At 69.2% G+C, this 16,717-nt stretch carries 13 protein-coding genes; 7 read left to right on the top strand and 6 right to left on the bottom strand.

Going from position 1 to position 16,717, the window contains the following annotated elements:
* Positions 1–86: 86 nt before the first annotated feature.
* The 4 genes from D474_RS0104460 to D474_RS27650 are packed head-to-tail and all read right to left on the bottom strand — an operon-like array spanning position 87 to position 4,752.
* Positions 87–1,613: an amidase gene (locus tag D474_RS0104460; RefSeq protein WP_204367103.1), complete on the bottom strand. Its 1,527-nt coding sequence runs from the start codon at positions 1,611–1,613 to the stop codon at positions 87–89.
* A complete protein-coding gene (locus tag D474_RS0104465; RefSeq protein WP_040703069.1) occupies positions 1,606–2,904 on the bottom strand; it encodes a M20 family metallo-hydrolase in 1,299 nt (432 codons plus the stop codon). Before D474_RS0104465 ends, D474_RS0104460 begins: the two co-directional genes overlap by 8 nt.
* Positions 2,905–2,920: 16 nt before the next feature.
* Positions 2,921–4,465, bottom strand: coding sequence for a sodium:solute symporter family protein (locus tag D474_RS0104470; protein ID WP_017612399.1), 1,545 nt, complete (start codon positions 4,463–4,465; stop codon positions 2,921–2,923).
* The gene (locus tag D474_RS27650; RefSeq protein ID WP_017612400.1) at positions 4,462–4,752 is read right to left on the bottom strand and encodes a hypothetical protein; all 291 of its coding nucleotides are present in this window, start codon (positions 4,750–4,752) and stop codon (positions 4,462–4,464) included. Before D474_RS27650 ends, D474_RS0104470 begins: the two co-directional genes overlap by 4 nt.
* 879 nt (positions 4,753–5,631) lie before the next feature.
* On the opposite strand from D474_RS27650, the gene D474_RS27655 reads away from it, so the two are divergent.
* From D474_RS27655 to D474_RS0104505, 6 genes are all read left to right on the top strand, one after another.
* The gene (locus tag D474_RS27655) at positions 5,632–7,149 is read left to right on the top strand and encodes a peptide ABC transporter substrate-binding protein (protein WP_017612401.1); all 1,518 of its coding nucleotides are present in this window, start codon (positions 5,632–5,634) and stop codon (positions 7,147–7,149) included.
* Between the two features lie 72 nt (positions 7,150–7,221).
* Complete coding sequence (locus D474_RS0104485; protein ID WP_017612402.1) at positions 7,222–8,148, top strand: ABC transporter permease; 927 nt, start codon at positions 7,222–7,224, stop codon at positions 8,146–8,148.
* Entirely contained in the window at positions 8,141–9,046 is a 906-nt protein-coding gene (locus tag D474_RS0104490) for an ABC transporter permease (RefSeq protein ID WP_017612403.1), read from the top strand. Before D474_RS0104485 ends, D474_RS0104490 begins: the two co-directional genes overlap by 8 nt.
* On the top strand, positions 9,021–10,163 hold the full coding sequence (locus D474_RS27660) for an ABC transporter ATP-binding protein (protein WP_449289338.1): 1,143 nt from the start codon (positions 9,021–9,023) through the stop codon (positions 10,161–10,163). The genes D474_RS0104490 and D474_RS27660 overlap by 26 nt, the downstream gene beginning before the upstream one ends.
* Complete coding sequence (locus D474_RS0104500) at positions 10,085–11,062, top strand: ABC transporter ATP-binding protein (RefSeq protein WP_394296517.1); 978 nt, start codon at positions 10,085–10,087, stop codon at positions 11,060–11,062. The genes D474_RS27660 and D474_RS0104500 overlap by 79 nt, the downstream gene beginning before the upstream one ends.
* A gap of 175 nt (positions 11,063–11,237) precedes the next feature.
* Positions 11,238–12,587 (top strand): hypothetical protein, encoded by a 1,350-nt coding sequence (locus tag D474_RS0104505; RefSeq protein ID WP_017612406.1) that lies wholly within the window; start codon positions 11,238–11,240, stop codon positions 12,585–12,587.
* Between the two features lie 106 nt (positions 12,588–12,693).
* On the opposite strand, the gene betC is transcribed toward D474_RS0104505, so the two are convergent.
* The gene (gene betC / locus D474_RS0104510; protein WP_449289339.1) at positions 12,694–14,406 is read right to left on the bottom strand and encodes a choline-sulfatase; all 1,713 of its coding nucleotides are present in this window, start codon (positions 14,404–14,406) and stop codon (positions 12,694–12,696) included.
* Between betC and D474_RS0104515 the strand changes: the two genes are divergently transcribed.
* Positions 14,333–15,166 (top strand): formylglycine-generating enzyme family protein, encoded by an 834-nt coding sequence (locus D474_RS0104515; protein WP_017612408.1) that lies wholly within the window; start codon positions 14,333–14,335, stop codon positions 15,164–15,166. The genes betC and D474_RS0104515 overlap by 74 nt on opposite strands.
* A gap of 25 nt (positions 15,167–15,191) precedes the next feature.
* Here the strand turns inward: D474_RS0104515 and D474_RS27665 are convergent.
* The coding region (locus D474_RS27665) for a BCCT family transporter (RefSeq protein WP_040703073.1) at positions 15,192–16,717 on the bottom strand (1,526 nt) is incomplete at its 5' end.

The raw sequence follows: 16,717 nt of genomic DNA on the forward strand, positions 1-16,717 counted from the left end.
GCCCCGACGAACCACCACCCCCGAGGCAACACAACAGAACACCCACCACCCGGCCACACGTTTATCAACCTTGCGCAGGACGAGGCTCACTGTCCCCTCCTACGGGCGAGGCTTTCGACCGCCTGCCCGATTTCGAAGACGGTCGTCTCGTCGAAGGAATGACCCACGATCTGCAGGCCCACCGGGAAACCGGGGGCCGCGCCCGCCGCCCCGGCTTCAACCGCGCCCGTCGCCCCAGCGGCCGCCGCGCCGGCGGGTACGCACAGCACCGGGCACCGGTTGGCGATGTTGAAGGGCACGGCCATGTGCGCCTGCCAGTAGTGCTCCAGGGTGCGGTCGGCCCCGTCGGGCTGGTCGGTGACCGTGATCCCGTCCAGGTACTGGCCGTCGGCCGCCAACGCCCGCACCGCGGAGGCCGGTGTCAGCAGGGCGTCGACGCCTCGTAGCGCGGTCGCCAGGTCCGCCTGGATCCGGTGTTCAGCGGCGACGGTCTCGTACAGCGTGCGGCGGGCCGCGTGCTCTCGGGCCGCCTCGATGAAGCGCAGTGTGTACGCCTCGGCGGTGTGCTCCTGACCTGCCAACAGGGACCGCATCCCCTCGGCCAGCAGGTGCCCGAAGTGCGCCATGCCGACCTCGCTGAGTTCCTCGGTGGTCCAGGGCAGGTCGACCTCGACGACGTCCGCCCCGGCAGCCTCGAGGGCGGTGACGGCACGCTCGACCTCCCGCAGTACCCCGCGTTCGACCGGATGGTTCCCCAGCGTGGGGGAGTAGGCCAACCGCCGCCCCTGCAACGTGCTCAGCGCCTGCTCCTCCGTGGCGACCGCGATCCCCCGCGACGGCACCGTGGCGTGGTCGGACGGGTGCGGACCGCGCATCACGTCGGTCAGCAGAGCGGTGTCGGCCACGGTCCTGGCCATGGCGCCGTCGCCCCGGTACCAGTCCGCGGCGAACGGCCCCGCCCCCGGAACCGTGCCGTACGGCCCCTTGTACCCGACGTTGCCGGTGAAGGCGGCGGGCAGGCGCGTGGACCCGGCGATGTCGGACGCGGTCGCCAGGGGTGTCATGCCGGCCGCCAGAGCTGCTGCCGCGCCGCCGGACGATCCGCCGGGTGAGAGCGCGCGGTTCCACGGGTTGCGGGTCACGCCCCACATCCGGGAGTGCGTCACGGTCGCACACGAGAACTCCGGCGAGGTGGTCCTTCCGTGCACGAGACCCCCGGCCGCCCGGATCCGCGCGACAGCGGGGTGGTCCTCGCCGGCGACCGCGCCGGCGTGCGCCCGCATCCCCTGGCTGTGCGAGTGACCCGCCAGCGCGTGCTTCTCCTTGGTGGCCACCGGCAGCCCCATCAGCACCGCGCCCAAGGTGCCGTCGTTGCCGTGCCGCGCGTAGAAGGTGTCCGCCGCCCGCGCCTGCTCGCGCGCGGGCCCGTCCAGCACCTCCATGAACGCGTTGAGCGGCTGCTCGTGCCGGGCGTCGGCGGCGATCCGGTCGAGCAGCACCCCGAGGTACTCGCTCGGGGCCAGTGCCTTGGAGCGGAACAGGCGCAGGACATCGACCGCGGGGAGCGCGGCGATCCGGCCTGCCTCCGTGGCCGTCATCGGTCCGTCAGGCATGCGGGCGCTCGCCCCCGGGCTCGGTCTGCGACAGTGCGCCGGTCACCATGCGGGCGGCCACGTTGGTCAGCACCCGGAGCCCGCTGACGAGGTCCTCGTCGGAGGTGAACTCCCGTTCGCAGTGCGAGACCCCGTCGACGGACGGGACGAAGAGCATCACCGTCGGCGTGACCCGGTTCAGCGCCACCGAGTCGTGGCCGGCCAGGGTGTTCAGTACTGCCGAGCCCATGCCCTCGTCGCGGGCCGCCTCCTGGCCCAGGGCGATCGCGTCCTGGGGGAACGGTTGGACGGGACGGACGTCGAAGTCGTCGGCCTCGATCCGCACCCCGCGCCGCTCGGCCAGGCGCTCCATGCGTTCCAGCAGCAGGGACCGCGCGCGGACCACATCGCCCCGGTCGGAGGCCCGCAGGTCCACGACCAGGTCCACCCGGCGCGGAACCACGATGGGGGAGTTCGGCTCGACGTCGAACTTGCCGACCGAGGTGACGATGGTCTCCGGGGTGAACTCCTCGACCAGCTCCTCCGCCATGACGACCACGTGCGAGGCGGCCACGAGCGCGTCCCTGCGGTCGGCCATGAGGGTCGCGCCGGTGTGCGACTGCTCCCCGACGACTCGCACGAGCAATTTCTGGGTGTGCCAGCTGCGGTCGACCACGCCGATGGGGATCCCTGCGCGTTCCAGTCGACGGCCCTGCTCGATGTGCACCTCCGCATATCCCGCGAGCGGGAGGTCGACCGGTTCGCCGTCCCGTCCGGTGTCGGCGAGCGCGTCGGCGACGGTCACCCCTGCGGGGTCGACGGTGCGCAGCGCCGTCTCGAGCTCCAGCAGCCCGACGAAGACCGAGCTGCCCATGATCGACGGGGGAAAGCGTGCGCCCTCCTCGTTGAACCAGTCGACGACTGCGATGTTGGCCTGCGGAACCAGGCGCCCGTCACGCACAGCCCGGTCGAGCGCGGACGCCGCGTGCAGGGCCGAGACCACACCGTAGGTCCCGTCGAAGCGGCCGCCCAGCGGCTGGCTGTCCAGGTGCGACCCGACCAGTACGTACGGCGCCCCGGGGATCCACTCCTTGACCGCGAAGACGTTGCCGATCGTGTCGGTGCGGACCTCGAACCCGCGTTCCACCGCCCGGGACTCGAACCAGTCCCGTACCTCCCCGTGCGGCACGGTCGCGGCCTGCCGGTCGATTCCGCCGTTGTCGGTGGCGCCGTAGCGCGTGGTGTGGTGGAAGTCGGTGAGGAACTCTTCGGCATCGAGGCCGAAGGCGTCGGTGGAGGGGGTGTTCGGCACGGGGTACCTCGATCCGTCACGAAGGGTCACCTTGCAGTCCGGGGCCGCCACTGGGTTCACCCGAGTCCGCCGTGTCCTCGGATTCCCATTTCTCCCGGTCGAAATCGTGTTTGCGTGAACGCAGCATCGCCAGGATCCGCTCGTCGCGGGGTTTCGTGCACAGGCTGACGGCGGTGAACACGACAGCGTTCAGCAACAGGGCCAGAAGCCCGCCGCCGCCCTCGGAGAAGGGCCCGGGCGTCCACCCGGGGAAGGCGGTGAAAACGGCGAGGGAGGCCAGACCGACGACCAACCCGGCGGTGGCGCCGACGACGCTCGCGCGTTCCCAGAACAGGGCACCGACGGTCGGAACGACGACCTGCGCGAGACCCGCGAACGCCACCAGACCGATGGTGACGAGCAGCCCCGGGACGTACAGAGTCATGACGTAAGCGAGCGCGGAGAAGGCGAGGATCGCCCACCGTCCGACCCACACCCTCTTCCTCTCGGGAAGGTCGCGCTGGATGTAGCGCTCGTGGAAATCGACCGTGTAACTCGCGCTCATCGCGTGCACCTGTGAATTTGCGGTGGACATCGCCGCGCCCGCGCCGGCAGCGATGACCACGAGTGCCAGGAGCAGCGGTGCGTGTTCCAAGAGCACCGCAGGGAGCACCTGGTCGGCCTCCTCGACGACCGGGTCCAGCAGGACCGCTGAGTTCCCGATGAGCATCGAACCGATGTAGGCGAAGGCCATGAGTCCCACGAGGAACGGCATCAGGTCGAAGATGCGCGCGCTCCTGGTCGCATACATCCGAGTCCACATCTGCGGCCCCATGAGTGCGCCGAGGGGCGTGACGAGGAACATCGCCACCCAGGTCATCCACACACCGTCGCCGAGCACGAGGTGGTCGGGCCGTACCTGCTCGATGCGGTCGAACATCGTGCCCATGCCGCCGACCTCGCCGACCACGAAGACGCCCGCGGCGATGAGCCCGAGGAAGACCGTGACGCCGTAGAACACGTCGGTCCAGGCGATCGCCCGCACCCCGCCGGCCCACACGTAGGCGATGATTACCAGGTAGAAGAGCAGCGCGCCGAGCCAGAACGGGATCGCGCCGTCGGAGGCGACCTCCATCAGGTAGGCGCCGCCGGTGAGCTGGATCTGCAGGTGGGGGAGGGTGAACACCAGCAGGACGAGCGCCACGAACGTGCCCAGCCGCTGTGAGCCGAACAGGCCCACGAAGAAGTCCCGGGGGGTCACGTAGTTCCCGCGTCTGCCGTGGAACCAGACGCGTTTGCCGATCCAGTAGAACATGACCCCGAAGAAGACGTTCCACACCAGGGCCGTCCAGTACAGCGGCCCGTCGAGGTAGAAGCTCGCGTTGGACCCGAGGAAGGCGAAGGCACTCCACCATGTGGCGGTGACGGTGAAGAACACCGCGACCGATCCCATGGAGCGCCCCTGCACGAAGTAGTCGTCTGCGGTGGCCGTGGATCTGCGTGCTGCGAGTCCGCCGATGATCAGCGGCACCGCCAGGAACACCGAGATCGCCAGGATGCCGAGTACGTGTTGGGCGGTCATCGGAGCGATTCCCCCTCGCCGGCGTCCCGGTCCCCGTTTCCGTCGGGTCCACCGTCGAGTTCGCCGGGCCGGGGTCTGCCCCAGTGCACCTTGTAGGCGATGAAGAGGACGACGCAGAGCGCGAACCAGATCACCAGGTTGAAGCCGTAGATGAACGGCATCCCGAGGATCCGGGGTTCGGTCACGTCGTGGTAGAAGAGGATGCCCGGGAACTGCAGTGTCGCCAGGCCGATGATGACGAGGGTCCAGAGCGTCGTGGTGACGGGCGTCGGAGTTCTCCTGGTCATGGATATGCCCTTCGCCGGGGGTGAAGCATGTCCCTCATGATTACCGGCGGGGCTGCTGTGGCACATGACCAGAATGTAAATATCGCATGTTCGATTCTTACGTTCTGTACGGGTTCCGCTACGGGCCCACAGAAAGGGCGCCCCGACCTGGAGGTGCGGAGTGCGCGGTCACTGTCGGGGAGGCGGCCCCCAGGGCCCGTTCTGCGGTGGTTGCCCGTGGGGCCGGGGGGCACCTTGGCCGTTCTGCGCGCCCAGGGGCGGTCGCGGGTGATCGGTGCGGTCGGCACGGCCAGGAGCAGATCCACGACGGTGTGGCAGAACGAGAACCGGATCACGTGTTCGGGCCCGCCCTGCTCCAACGGCACGATGGTCAGGAAGGGCGCGAAGACGGCCGAGGAGAGAGCGGCGGAGATCCAGAGCAGCACGCTCAGGGCACGCACCGGCTTCGGAGCGGGGGTCCGCCCGGGAGAAGTGTTCGGGCCGGGCGGAGAAGGGCCGGGTTGCATGGGGCCTTCTCGGCGCGGGTGAGGTGCGGGCCGCATCCTGATGCCGGCCGGAACCGCGCTCGTCCCCTTCCGGTGCAGAATCCGTGGCCACATGTGGCCGGGCGACGGCCGTAGATGTCACCCCTGGTCCCGCCCTTTTCACGCAGAGGAACAACATGAAGAATCCCGGGTGTGTTACTTAAATGCAACCGTCAAAGTATTGAACATTTTTGCAGGCCAGGGAAACTATGTCGGTTGATATCCCCTGCGCTGAAGGAGGCGCTCGACAATGCCAGTCCCGCGATCTCGCCTGTTCCTACCTGCGACTTTGTCGGTGACGCTCCTGCTCACGGCATGTGGTGGGTCCGGAGACGAGGGCCAGGCGGAAGGGCCGGTGACCATCGACGGCGGTCAGCCGGAGAATCCGCTGGTCCCCGGGAACACCAACGAGGTCTACGGCGGCGACATCCTCGATGCCCTCTTCGCCAAGCTCATGCGGTACGACCCCGACACCGCTGAACCCGAGGAGCACATCGCCGAGTCCATCGAGACCGACGACGACCAGACCTTCACCATCACCATCCGGGACGACTGGTCGTTCCACGACGGCACCGACCTGGAGGCGCGCCATTTCGTGGACGCGTGGAACTACTCCGCCTACGGTCCCAACGGGTTCGTGAACAACTACTGGTTCGAGGACATCGAGGGCTACGAGGACCTCAACCCCGAGGACGAGGACGCCGAGCCGGAGACCGACGAGATGTCGGGCCTGGAGCTCATCGACGACCACACCTTCGAGGTCACGCTCGACGAGCCGTTCGCGGACTGGCCGTTCCAGCTCGGGTACACGGTCTACTCGCCGCTGCCCGACTCCTTCTACGACGACCCCGAGGCCTTCGGCTCCGAGCCGGTCGGCAACGGCCCCTACGAGTTCTCCTCCTGGACCGACAACGAGGAGATCACCGTCGACCGCTGGGACGACTTCCCGGGTGACGAGCCCGGCCAGGTCGAGTCCATCCAGTGGCGGATGTACGACAACCAGGACACCGCCTACCAGGACCTCATCTCCGGAAACCTCGACATCATGACCCGGCTGACCCCGGCCGCGCTGGCCGGGGACGTCTACCAGGACGACCTCGAGGACCGCTACATCGACCAGGAATCGGGCCTGACCTACAGCGCGACCATCACCACGGAGGCGGACGGGTACGACGACCCGACGTTCCGCCAGGCGCTGTCGATGGCGGTCGATCGCGACGAGCTCGCCGAACAGATCTTCAACGACGGCCAGGAGGCCGCCGACGGCTGGGCCACCGGTGCCGCCGTCGGTTACCAGGACGACGCCTGCGGCGAGTACTGCACCTACGACCCGGACCGCGCCAACGAGCTCCTGGACGAGGCCGAGGACGGCGGCTTCGAGGTCCCCGAAGAGGTCGACTTCTACTTCAACGACGACGCCGAGCACCGGGAGTGGGTCGAGGCCGTCGTCACGAACTGGAACCAGGTGTTCGAGGGCCGCCTCGAGGCCAACGCCGTCCCGGTCCCGACCTTCGGTGAGTTCCGCGAGAACATCAACAACCGGGAGTACGACGGCATCCTGCGTACCGGTTGGCAGATGGACTACCCGCACCTGGAGAACTTCCTGAGCCCGCTGTTCGTCACCGGTGCCGCCTCCAACGACGGCGACTACAGCAACGAGGAGTTCGACGAGTTGGTCGCCGAGGCCAAGCAGAGCTCCGACGAGGACGAGGCCAACGAGCTGTACCAGGAGGCCGAGCGAGTTCTCGCCGAGGACATGCCCACCATCCCGATCTTCGCGGGCCGCACCATCTCCGGCTACTCGGATCGGATGGACAACATGGAGGTCAACCCCTTCGGTGTCCCGGTCTACGAGCGCCTCACGGTGCAGTGACCAGCGAGACGCGGTAATACGCGGCGGAGCGTCCGGCCTCCCGGGCGCTCCGCCCGCATGTGAGAGGACACCATGGGCCGTTATCTCCTGCGGCGCCTGCTCCAGGCCGTCCCCGTGCTCTTCGGGACCACCTTCCTGATCTACGTGGTGGTCTGGCAGCTCCCCGGGGACCCGTTCGCCGGGCGGTGCGGCGACCGGGCCTGCCCCGACGCGTTCGTCAATGCGATGAACGAACAGTTCCGCCTGGACGAACCCCTGCTCGTGCAGTACGGGCACTACATCGCCAACATGCTCCAGGGCGATCTCGGGCTGACCTACAACATGGTCCCCGTCACCGATCTGATCGCCCAGGCGGCACCGATCACTCTGCGCCTGGCGCTGGTCGCACTCGCCTTCGAGGTCGTCATCGGTGTAGTCGCCGGCGTGCTGTCCGGTCTGCGCCGGAACAGCTTCTTCGACAACCTGGTCTTCGTCAGCACCCTGCTGGCGCTGTCCATCCCGACCTTCGTTCTGGGCAGGTTCCTGCAGTGGCTGCTCGGGGTGCAGTGGGGGATCATCACGCCGTCGGTCTCGGGTGAGGCGACCTGGGGCGAGCTCATCGTGCCCGGAATCGTGATCGCCACGACCACGACAGCGATCCTCGCCAGGCTGGCGCGTACGACCATCGCCGAGAACCTCCGCGCCGATTACGTGCGGACCGCGATCGCCAAGGGCATGCCGCCGCACCGTGTCATCGGCGTCCACCTGCTGCGCAACTCCATGATCCCGATCATCACCCTGATCGGCCTGGACCTGGGCACGCTCATGGTCGGCGCGGTGGTCACCGAAGGCATCTTCAACATCAACGGACTGGGCGGACTGGTCTACGACCACGTCATGCGGCTGGACTCGACCGTGGTGGTCCCGGTCGCCACGCTCTTCGTCCTGATCTACATCCTCGCCAACCTGGTCGTCGACTTGATCTATGGCCTCCTCGACCCAAGGATCCGATATGAGTGAGCAGCCGGCCCAGGTGAGTACCAGTACCCGGCCACGCGGGCTCTGGGACGACGCCTGGGACGAGTTGAAGGGCCGGCCGATCTTCTGGATCTCGTCGGTCCTGATCCTCCTGTTCATCCTGATGGCCGCCTTCCCCACCCTCTTCACCCGGGTGGACCCGCACGTGGCGGACCTCAGCCGCAGCATGGAGGAGCCCAGCTCCGAGCACTGGTTCGGACTGGACCGGCAGGGACGCGACGTGTTCGCCCGCACGGTCCACGGGGCGCGGGCCTCGATCATCGTCGGGCTCGCCGCCACCCTCGTGACCACGCTCATCGGCGGGGTGCTGGGGATCCTGGCCGCCTACCTCGGCGGATGGGCCGACACCGTGATCTCCCGGCTCGGGGAGATCCTGCTCGGCCTGCCGTTCGTGCTGGGCGCGATCATCATCCTGACCACCTTCGCCGGCGCCCAGAGCGGGGCAGGGCCGGTACTCGTCATCACGCTGGTCGTGGGAACACTGACGCTGTTGTCGTGGCCCTTGGTGGCCCGGATCGCCCGGTCTGCCGCCTACGCCGTCAAACACGCCGACTACGTGCAGGCGGCGAAGGCACTCGGTGCGGGCCCCTTCCGGATCATGTTCCGGCACCTGCTGCCCAACGTCATGGCACCGGTGATCGTCTACGGATCGCTCATGGTCGCCACCTTCATCAGCGCCGAGGCCACCCTGTCCTTCCTGGGCGTCGGACTGCGGCCGCCGGTGGTCTCCTGGGGCGTGGCCATCTCCGAGGCCGGCGACTACATCCGCCAGGCCTTCTTCCTGACGGCCTTCCCCACCGCGTTCCTGTGCGTCACGGTCCTGGCCTTCGTCATGTTGGGCGATGCCGTCCGCGATGCCCTCGACCCGAAGCTCAGATAGGAGTTGTGAAGCAGTGACCCTGCAGAACAGGGACTCGGGTGACTCCTCCGTCCCCCTGCTGGAGGTGGAGGACCTCGAGGTCGAGTTCCACACCCGCGCGGGCGTGCTCAAGGCCGTCGACGGTGTGAGCTTCAGTGTGGACCACCGGGAGACGCTGGCCGTCCTCGGTGAGTCGGGCTCCGGGAAAAGCGTGACCGCGCAGACCATCATGGGCATCCTCGACATGCCCCCGGCGGTCATCGCGGGCGGTGCGGTCCGTTACCGCGGGACCGACCTGCTCGGACTCTCCGCGCCCGAACGGCGTGCGATCCGGGGGCAGAAGATCTCCATGATCTTCCAGGACGCCCTGTCGGCGCTGAACCCGGTCTTCTCCGTCGGCTGGCAGATCGCCGAGATGTTCCGGGTCCACCGGGGCACCTCCCGCCGGGAGGCCAAGAAGCGGGCGATCGAGCTGATGGACCGGGTGCACATCCCCGCCGCGGCCAAGCGCGTCGACGACTTCCCGCACCAGTTCTCCGGCGGGATGCGTCAGCGCATCATGATCGCGATGGCGATCGCGCTGGATCCGGAGGTGCTCATCGCCGACGAGCCCACCACGGCCCTGGACGTGACGGTGCAGGCCCAGATCATGGAGCTGCTCGCCGAACTCCAGGAGGACAGCGCCATGGGGCTGATCCTCATCACCCACGACCTCGGCGTGGTCGCCGACATCGCCGACCGCACCGCGGTGATGTACGCCGGCCGGGTCATGGAACGGGCGGGGGTGTTCGAGGCCTACGCCTCACCCGCGCACCCCTACACCAAGGGCCTGTTGGAATCCATCCCACGGCTGGACCAGAAGGGCGGCGACCTGTACTCGATCCCCGGCACGCCGCCGGATCTGCTCCACAGGCCGTCGGGTTGCGCCTTCCACCCGCGCTGCCGTTTCCGTACGGACGCGTGCCTGACCGAGGACCCGCCGCTGCACGACATCGGCGGGGGNAGAGCGGTGAGCGCGGCCCGGCGACGTCGGCCGAACCGGTCCTGGAGGTACGCGACCTGGTCAAGCACTATCCCATCACCCGCGGGATCCTGTTCCAGCGCTCGTACGGCGCCGTGCAGGCCGTGGACGGGGTGAGCTTCGACCTGCGCCCGGGGGAGACCCTGGGCGTGGTCGGGGAGAGCGGGTCCGGCAAGTCCACGCTCGCCAAGATGCTGATCGGCCTGGAAAGTCCCACCTCGGGCTCGATCAAGGTGCAGGGGCAGGACATCACGGAACTGGACCGGCGTGGTGCCAAGCGCATGCGCCGCGACATCCAGATGATCTTCCAGGACCCCTACACTTCGCTGAACCCGCGGATGACCGTCGGCGACATCATCTGCGAACCGTTCGAGATCCACGGCGACGTGCTGCCGGCAGCCCAGCGGCGGGGGCGCGCCCAGGAACTCCTCGAGGTGGTCGGGCTCAACCCGGAGCACATCAACCGCTACCCGCACCAGTTCTCCGGCGGGCAGAGGCAACGCATCGGGATCGCACGGGCTCTGGCGCTGCGTCCCCGCATCCTGGTGTGCGACGAGCCGGTGTCGGCCCTGGACGTGTCCATCCAGGCGCAGGTCATCAACCTGCTCATCAAACTCCAGAAGGAGTTCGGTCTCGCCTACGTCTTCATCGCACACGACCTGTCGGTGGTGCGCCACATCTCCGACCGTGTCTCGGTGATGTACCTGGGCCGCTTCGTGGAATCCGGTACCGACACCGAGATCTACGAGCACGCCGGCCACCCGTACACCCAGGCCCTGCTGTCGGCGGTGCCCAACCCGACCCCGGTCGGGAGGGATTCGAGACAGCGGATCCTGCTCTCCGGCGACGTGCCCAGCCCGGCCGACCCACCGTCGGGGTGCCGTTTCCGCACCCGCTGTTGGAAGGCCGAGGAGATCTGCTCCACCGAGGCCCCGGAGCTGACGGTACGGCCGGGATCCGACCATCCGAGCGCCTGCCACTTCGCCGAAGGGCTCGAGGTCGGCGGGGGGGAATAGGAACCNNNCGGGCCCGTCCGCCGGGCGCAGTAGGCTCTCCGGAGCCCCAGCAGACGAGGTTCGTATGCGTTTCTTCCAACGCGGTCGCCGGTGTCGGCGCGATCCGCGGCCCTCCGGTGCGCCCGGCACGCCCACTCCCGAGTCGTCCGCTCCCGAGACCCCCGCCCCTGAACCGTTGAAGGGCGAGCTCCCCGGCCACTACGACCATGTGGTGCGCATCGGAGTGGAGGTCGAACCGCGCGACGAAGCGGCCTTCCTCGCAGTGGTGCAGGGTCGGCCGTGGCAGACCCGGAGGGTGGGTCAGGGGCGGTTCGAGGTGCACATCGCGGTCTCCGGTGCCGCGCTGGGCGCCACCGGGGTGGCTCTGGCCGAGTGCCACCGCGCGCTCGACAAGGCCGGGTCGAACGCCCGGGTCGTGTGCGCGGCCCGGCTCCTGCGGCGCTCGTCCCCGTCCCGCAGGTACCTGGTGATGCCCCGGGGGCGGATGCCCGAACAGGAGTGGATCGCAGCCCCTGCCCGGGGCCTGATGGCTTGGCGGTCCCGGGGATCGATCGAAGCCACTTCACTGGTCGAGGCGACGTCGAGGCTGGCCGATTTCGCGGAACGCAACCCCGGGGCCGGCCCGCCGGAAGGGCTCATGGTGGTCGGGCCGCCGGACACCCCGCCCCCCGGCACCGGACCGGCCGAGCTGGACCCCTGGAACGACTGGCGCTTTCTGCTCGCCGTAGGGGCCCTGATCGCGGCCGGAGCGCTGTTCCTCGGCCTCTACACCGCCCTGTGGATGCCCGAAGGGGTGCCGAGGTGGCTTCTCATCGGGATCCTGGTCGCCATCCCCTGCCTCTTCGGGCTGTGGCAGATGTTCCGCCGTGTTCCGGAAGGCCGGATCAACACGTGGCTCCCCGTCGCACTGACCGCTCTGGCCACACCCTTGGCGGTCGCCCTGAGCAACTCCAGCCACGACACCTACCTGGAGGCCTTCGGGATCACACCGGGGGAGGTGACGCCCACCGGCGCCGCCGGCCGGCTCTTCGCCCTGTCGGACGCCCTGCCGCCGGTGCTGTCCGCACTCCTGCTCTCCCTCGGCGTGTTCGGCCTCCTCCGGTACTTCCACGTGGGTCGACGCGGGGTGGGGCTCTTGCCCGGGCTGGTGTCGGTCAGCTTCGTCTCCCTGTACGGGCTCGTGTCCTTGCAGCTGCTGCTCACCGCCATGAGCGTGCCCCTGGAACGGAGCGTCCAGGTCGGTGCCGAACACGTCGCCCACTACCGGGACGAGGGCGGTGGCCCGCTCGGCCACGCCGGGGTGCAGCCCTCCGTCGTGTGCGCGGTGCCCGAGGAGGACCCGGTGAGCAGGATCGGGCCGCCGTTGACCACCGACCGGCCCCTGCTGTACTTCGTCGGCACGGACGACGTCGACCTCCTGTGGGACCGGGAGCACGGGCTCACGAAGGTGCCCCGCTTCTCGGCGAGTCTCACCCCGGTGCCCGACCTCGACACCGAGTGCCCTGAAGAGGGGACCACCGCATGAGCGAGCGCGCGGCACCCCGACCCGTTCCGGTGGGCCGACGCGAAGGGGATGCCGGGCCGCGCCCACCGTGATCACCCCACGGGGCGGGCACGGCCCGGCACGCCCGTCACCTCGACGGGTCGGCGATCTTGCCGTGGCCCAGAGCGTTCCAGAAGTCGCCCCGTACGTAGCGGTTCTCCGGCTCGGGCTCGTAGTCCCAACCCCGCACGCGCCCGTTCTGCAGTGCCTCGGCGACCAGGCGACGGCTCGACTGGCTCGCGCGCACCTTCTCCTCCAGCCCCGGGACGTCGTAGCGTGCCTCCAACGCCGACCGCAGCTCCTTCACACGCTCGGCGTAGGCCGGGTCCGCCGCACGGTTACGCAGCTCGTCCGGGTCGGCCGCCAGGTCGAAGAGCTGCTCCGGGTCACCCGGGCACAGCACGTACTTCAGGTCGCCCCGCACGATCGTCAGCTGCGGCCGCACCGTGCCCTCGGCCAGGTACTCGATGACGACGTCGCGGTCCTCGGCCGCCACGTCGCCCGCGCACTCCAGGCGTGCGGACTCCAGCAGCGAACGGCCTGCCTGCTCCTCTGCGGAGGGCGCCCCGGAGAGCTCCAGCAGGGTGGGCATGAGGTCGACCAGGCTCACCGGGTTGGCGAAGCGGCCGCGCGGCACGAGGTGCTCGGGCCCGTACACGATCATCGGGACGCGCGAGGACTGCTCGTACGGCGACATCTTGTACCAGAGGCCCTTCTCACCGAGCATGTCCCCGTGGTCGCTGGTCACGACGATGACGGTGTTGTCGGCCAGGCCCAGCTCCTCGACCCGGTCGCGGATGCGCCCCACGTGGTCGTCGATGTAACTCACCGCCGCGTAGTACGCGCGGCGGGCCCGGCGGACCTCGTCGATGCCCGGGTCGCGCCGGTCGAACCCGCTCATCGTGCGCAGACGGTGGCTGTGCGGGTCCTGTTCCGGGTCGGGCAGCTCCGGGTGGGCCGGGTCGGGGATCTCCACGTCGGCGAACCGGTCCCAGTGCTCGCGCGGCGGCTCGTACGGGTCGTGCGGGTGGATGAACGAGGAGACCATCAGGAACGGCTGGTCCTCGCCTGCTGCCTGGTTCGCGCGCACCCGGTCGTTGAGGTGGCGCAAGGTGCGGAACCCGACCTCGTCGTCGAAGTCCTGCTGCACCGTGGCCTTCGAGACACCGGCGGTGAAGACCGCGTCGGCGTCGTGGTACCACTGGAGCCGGTCCTTCAGCGGGCGGTCCCAGTCGGGCACCATGTCCAGGTCGGCCGGGTAGACGTCGGTGGTCAGGCGCTCCTCGAACCCGTGCTGCTGGTCCGGGCCGATGAAGTGCATCCGCCCGACCAGCGCCGTGTGGTAGCCGACCGCCCGCAGCCGGTGAGCGAAGGGCGGNGCGAAGTCGTCCCCGTTGTCGTAGCAGTCGATCTCCGAGGGCATGCGCCCGGTCATCATCGACGCACGCGAGGGCGCGCACAGCGGGGTGTTACAGTACGCCCGATCGAACACCGCCCCCTCATCGGCCAGCGCGTCCATGTTGGGTGTGCGCGCAGCCTCGTCACCGTAGGCACCGAGGGCCTGCGCCGCCATCTGGTCGGCCTGGACGACGATGATGTTCGGCCGATTCCGAGTCATGAGTCTTCCTTTCTGAGGACGGAACAAAGGGGTTCGAATGGGTTGCTGTGGTCCCGCGCGCGAGACGGCCGGCCCGCGGCCGGGGGACCCGGGGGCCGCCGGTGCAGCGATGCTGGAACGCCTGGCCGCTGCCGCCGGCGGTGAACTGCGCATGGTCGGTCTGGCCGGTGGACCGTTCCTCATGGGCAGCACCGACCGGTTCGCCTACCCCGAGGACGGCGAGGGCCCGGTGCGCGAGGTGCACGTGGCGCCGTTCGCCATAGCGCCCACGACCGTGACCGTGGCCGAGTTCGCCGCGTTCGTGCTCGACACCGGGTACCGCACCGACGCCGAGAAGCACGGGGACTCCCTCGTGTTCCAGGGCCTGCTGCCCGAGACACTGCGCGACCGTGCCCCGACCGTGGAGGCGACACCGTGGTGGCGCCAGGTCCGGGGCGCCTGCTGGCACAGGCCCGAGGGGCCCGGATCCTCGGCCGAGCCGCGCGGCCGTCACCCCGTCACCCACGTGTCGCAGCGGGACGCGAACGCCTACGCCGCGTGGGTCGGGGCCCGGCTGCCGTCCGAGGCCGAGTGGGAGTTCGCTTCCCGCGGCGGCCTCGAACAGCAGCCCTTCCCTTGGGGCGGGGAACGGGAACCGGGCGGGCAGGTGCGCATGAACACCTTCCCCGGCCGGTTCCCGGACGGGCCGACCGGTCCGGTCGGCACCGTGGCCGTGGACTCGTTCGAGCCCAACGGCTACGGCCTGTACAACACCACCGGCAACGTGTGGGAGTGGACCGGTGGCGTCTTCGGCCCCGACGACCCGCGCCCCGTGGTGCGCGGAGGGTCGTACATGTGCCACGCGTCGTACTGCCGCCGGTACCGCACCTCGGCGCGGACCGCGGTGACCGCGGACACCAGCCTCGGTCACACCGGTTTCCGCCTGGCCGTCGACGCCGGCTGACCGGTCGGGCCGGGGCCCGGAGCCGTCAGCGCCGCTCACGCTCGGCCCCGGGATCCGGATCGGCATCGGGATCGTCTCCGGCGCACGCCCCGGTCTCGGGGTCCGCGGTCTCGCAGATCTCGCCGGTGACCGCGTCGTAGCCGTCGGCCCACTCACCGGTCCCGAAGTCGTAGTCGACCGGTTCGCCCTCCTCGTTGGTGCGCTGGTACCAACCGGTGTAACTCTCGTCGGTGGAGTCGATGTCGGCGCCGGCACCGTTGCCCGGACTGGACTCGACGACCTTCAGAGAGAAGTCGTCGCCGTAGCGTTCCACGCCCTCGGTCACGGCGTTGTTCACCGCGGTCTCGACGTAGTGCATGCGCAGCGCGAGGGGATCGGTGCGCAGCTCCTTGAACCAGGCGACGATGGCGGCGAGCAGGACGAGGGCGAACGGCACCGCCGTGACGATGACGAGTTGTTGCAGGCCTTCCAGGGCCATCGCATCACCGAGGAGCAGCATCACGATCGCGATGCCCGACATGACCAGGCCCCAGAAGACGACCACCCAGCGGCGGGGCTTCTGATCGCCCTGTGTGGTGAGCATGCCCATCACGACCGACGCGGAGTCGGCGGCGGTGACGAAGAAGATCGCCAGCACCAGGATGACGACGTACGGCAGCCACCCGATGTAAGGCAGGTTCCCGATGACAGAGAAGAGCACCTCGGGCGGCGGGGTGTCACCGCTGAGGCCGTCCGCGCCGTCCTGGTACATCCGGATGGAGGTACCGCCCATCACCGCGTAGGCGATGAAGAGCAGCGACGAGGGGATGAGGATCGTACCGAGGATGAACTGGCGGATGCTGCGGCCGCGGGAGATGCGAGCGAGGAAGATGCCCACGAACGGTGACCAGGAGATCCACCAGGCCCAGTAGTAGACGGTCCACTCGGACTGGAACTCCTGCGTCTCGGAGCCCCACGAGAGTGAGCGGCCCATCATGTCGAACAGGGACCCGATGTACTCCATGACCGCCGAGGGGAGCAGGTTCAAGAGGAACAGCGAGGGGCCCGCGAAGAACACGATCGCGACCATGCCGATCGTGAGCACGATGTTGACGTTCGACAGGTAACGGATCCCGCGGGCCACACCCGAGACGGCCGAGACGACGAACGCGATGGTCAGGATCGCGATGATGACGACCAGGGCGCGGTTGGTGAACTCGCCGGCGCCCGAGACGAGGCTGACGCCGGCGCCGATCTGCATCGCCGCGATACCGAGGGCGGCGGCGGTGCCGAAGAGGGTCGCGATGATCGCGAAGACGTCGACGAGCTTTCCGGCGAAACCCTCGGAGAGCCGCTGCCCGAACAGGGACCGGAAGATCGACGACATGAGCAGGGACCGGCCGCGGCGGTAGGCGGCGTAGGCGATGGCGCCGCCGACCAGGGCGTAGAACGCCCACGCGTGGAAGCCCCAGTGGTAGTACATCTGGGCCATGGCCGTGTGCAGGGCCCCGACCGACTCGGGCTCCTCCGTCATCGGGGGAGGGGAGACGAAGTAGCCGAGCGGCTCCGGGG

The organism is Nocardiopsis salina YIM 90010 (assembly GCF_000341025.1).
GTDB classification, from domain to species: Bacteria; Actinomycetota; Actinomycetes; order Streptosporangiales; family Streptosporangiaceae; genus Nocardiopsis; species Nocardiopsis salina.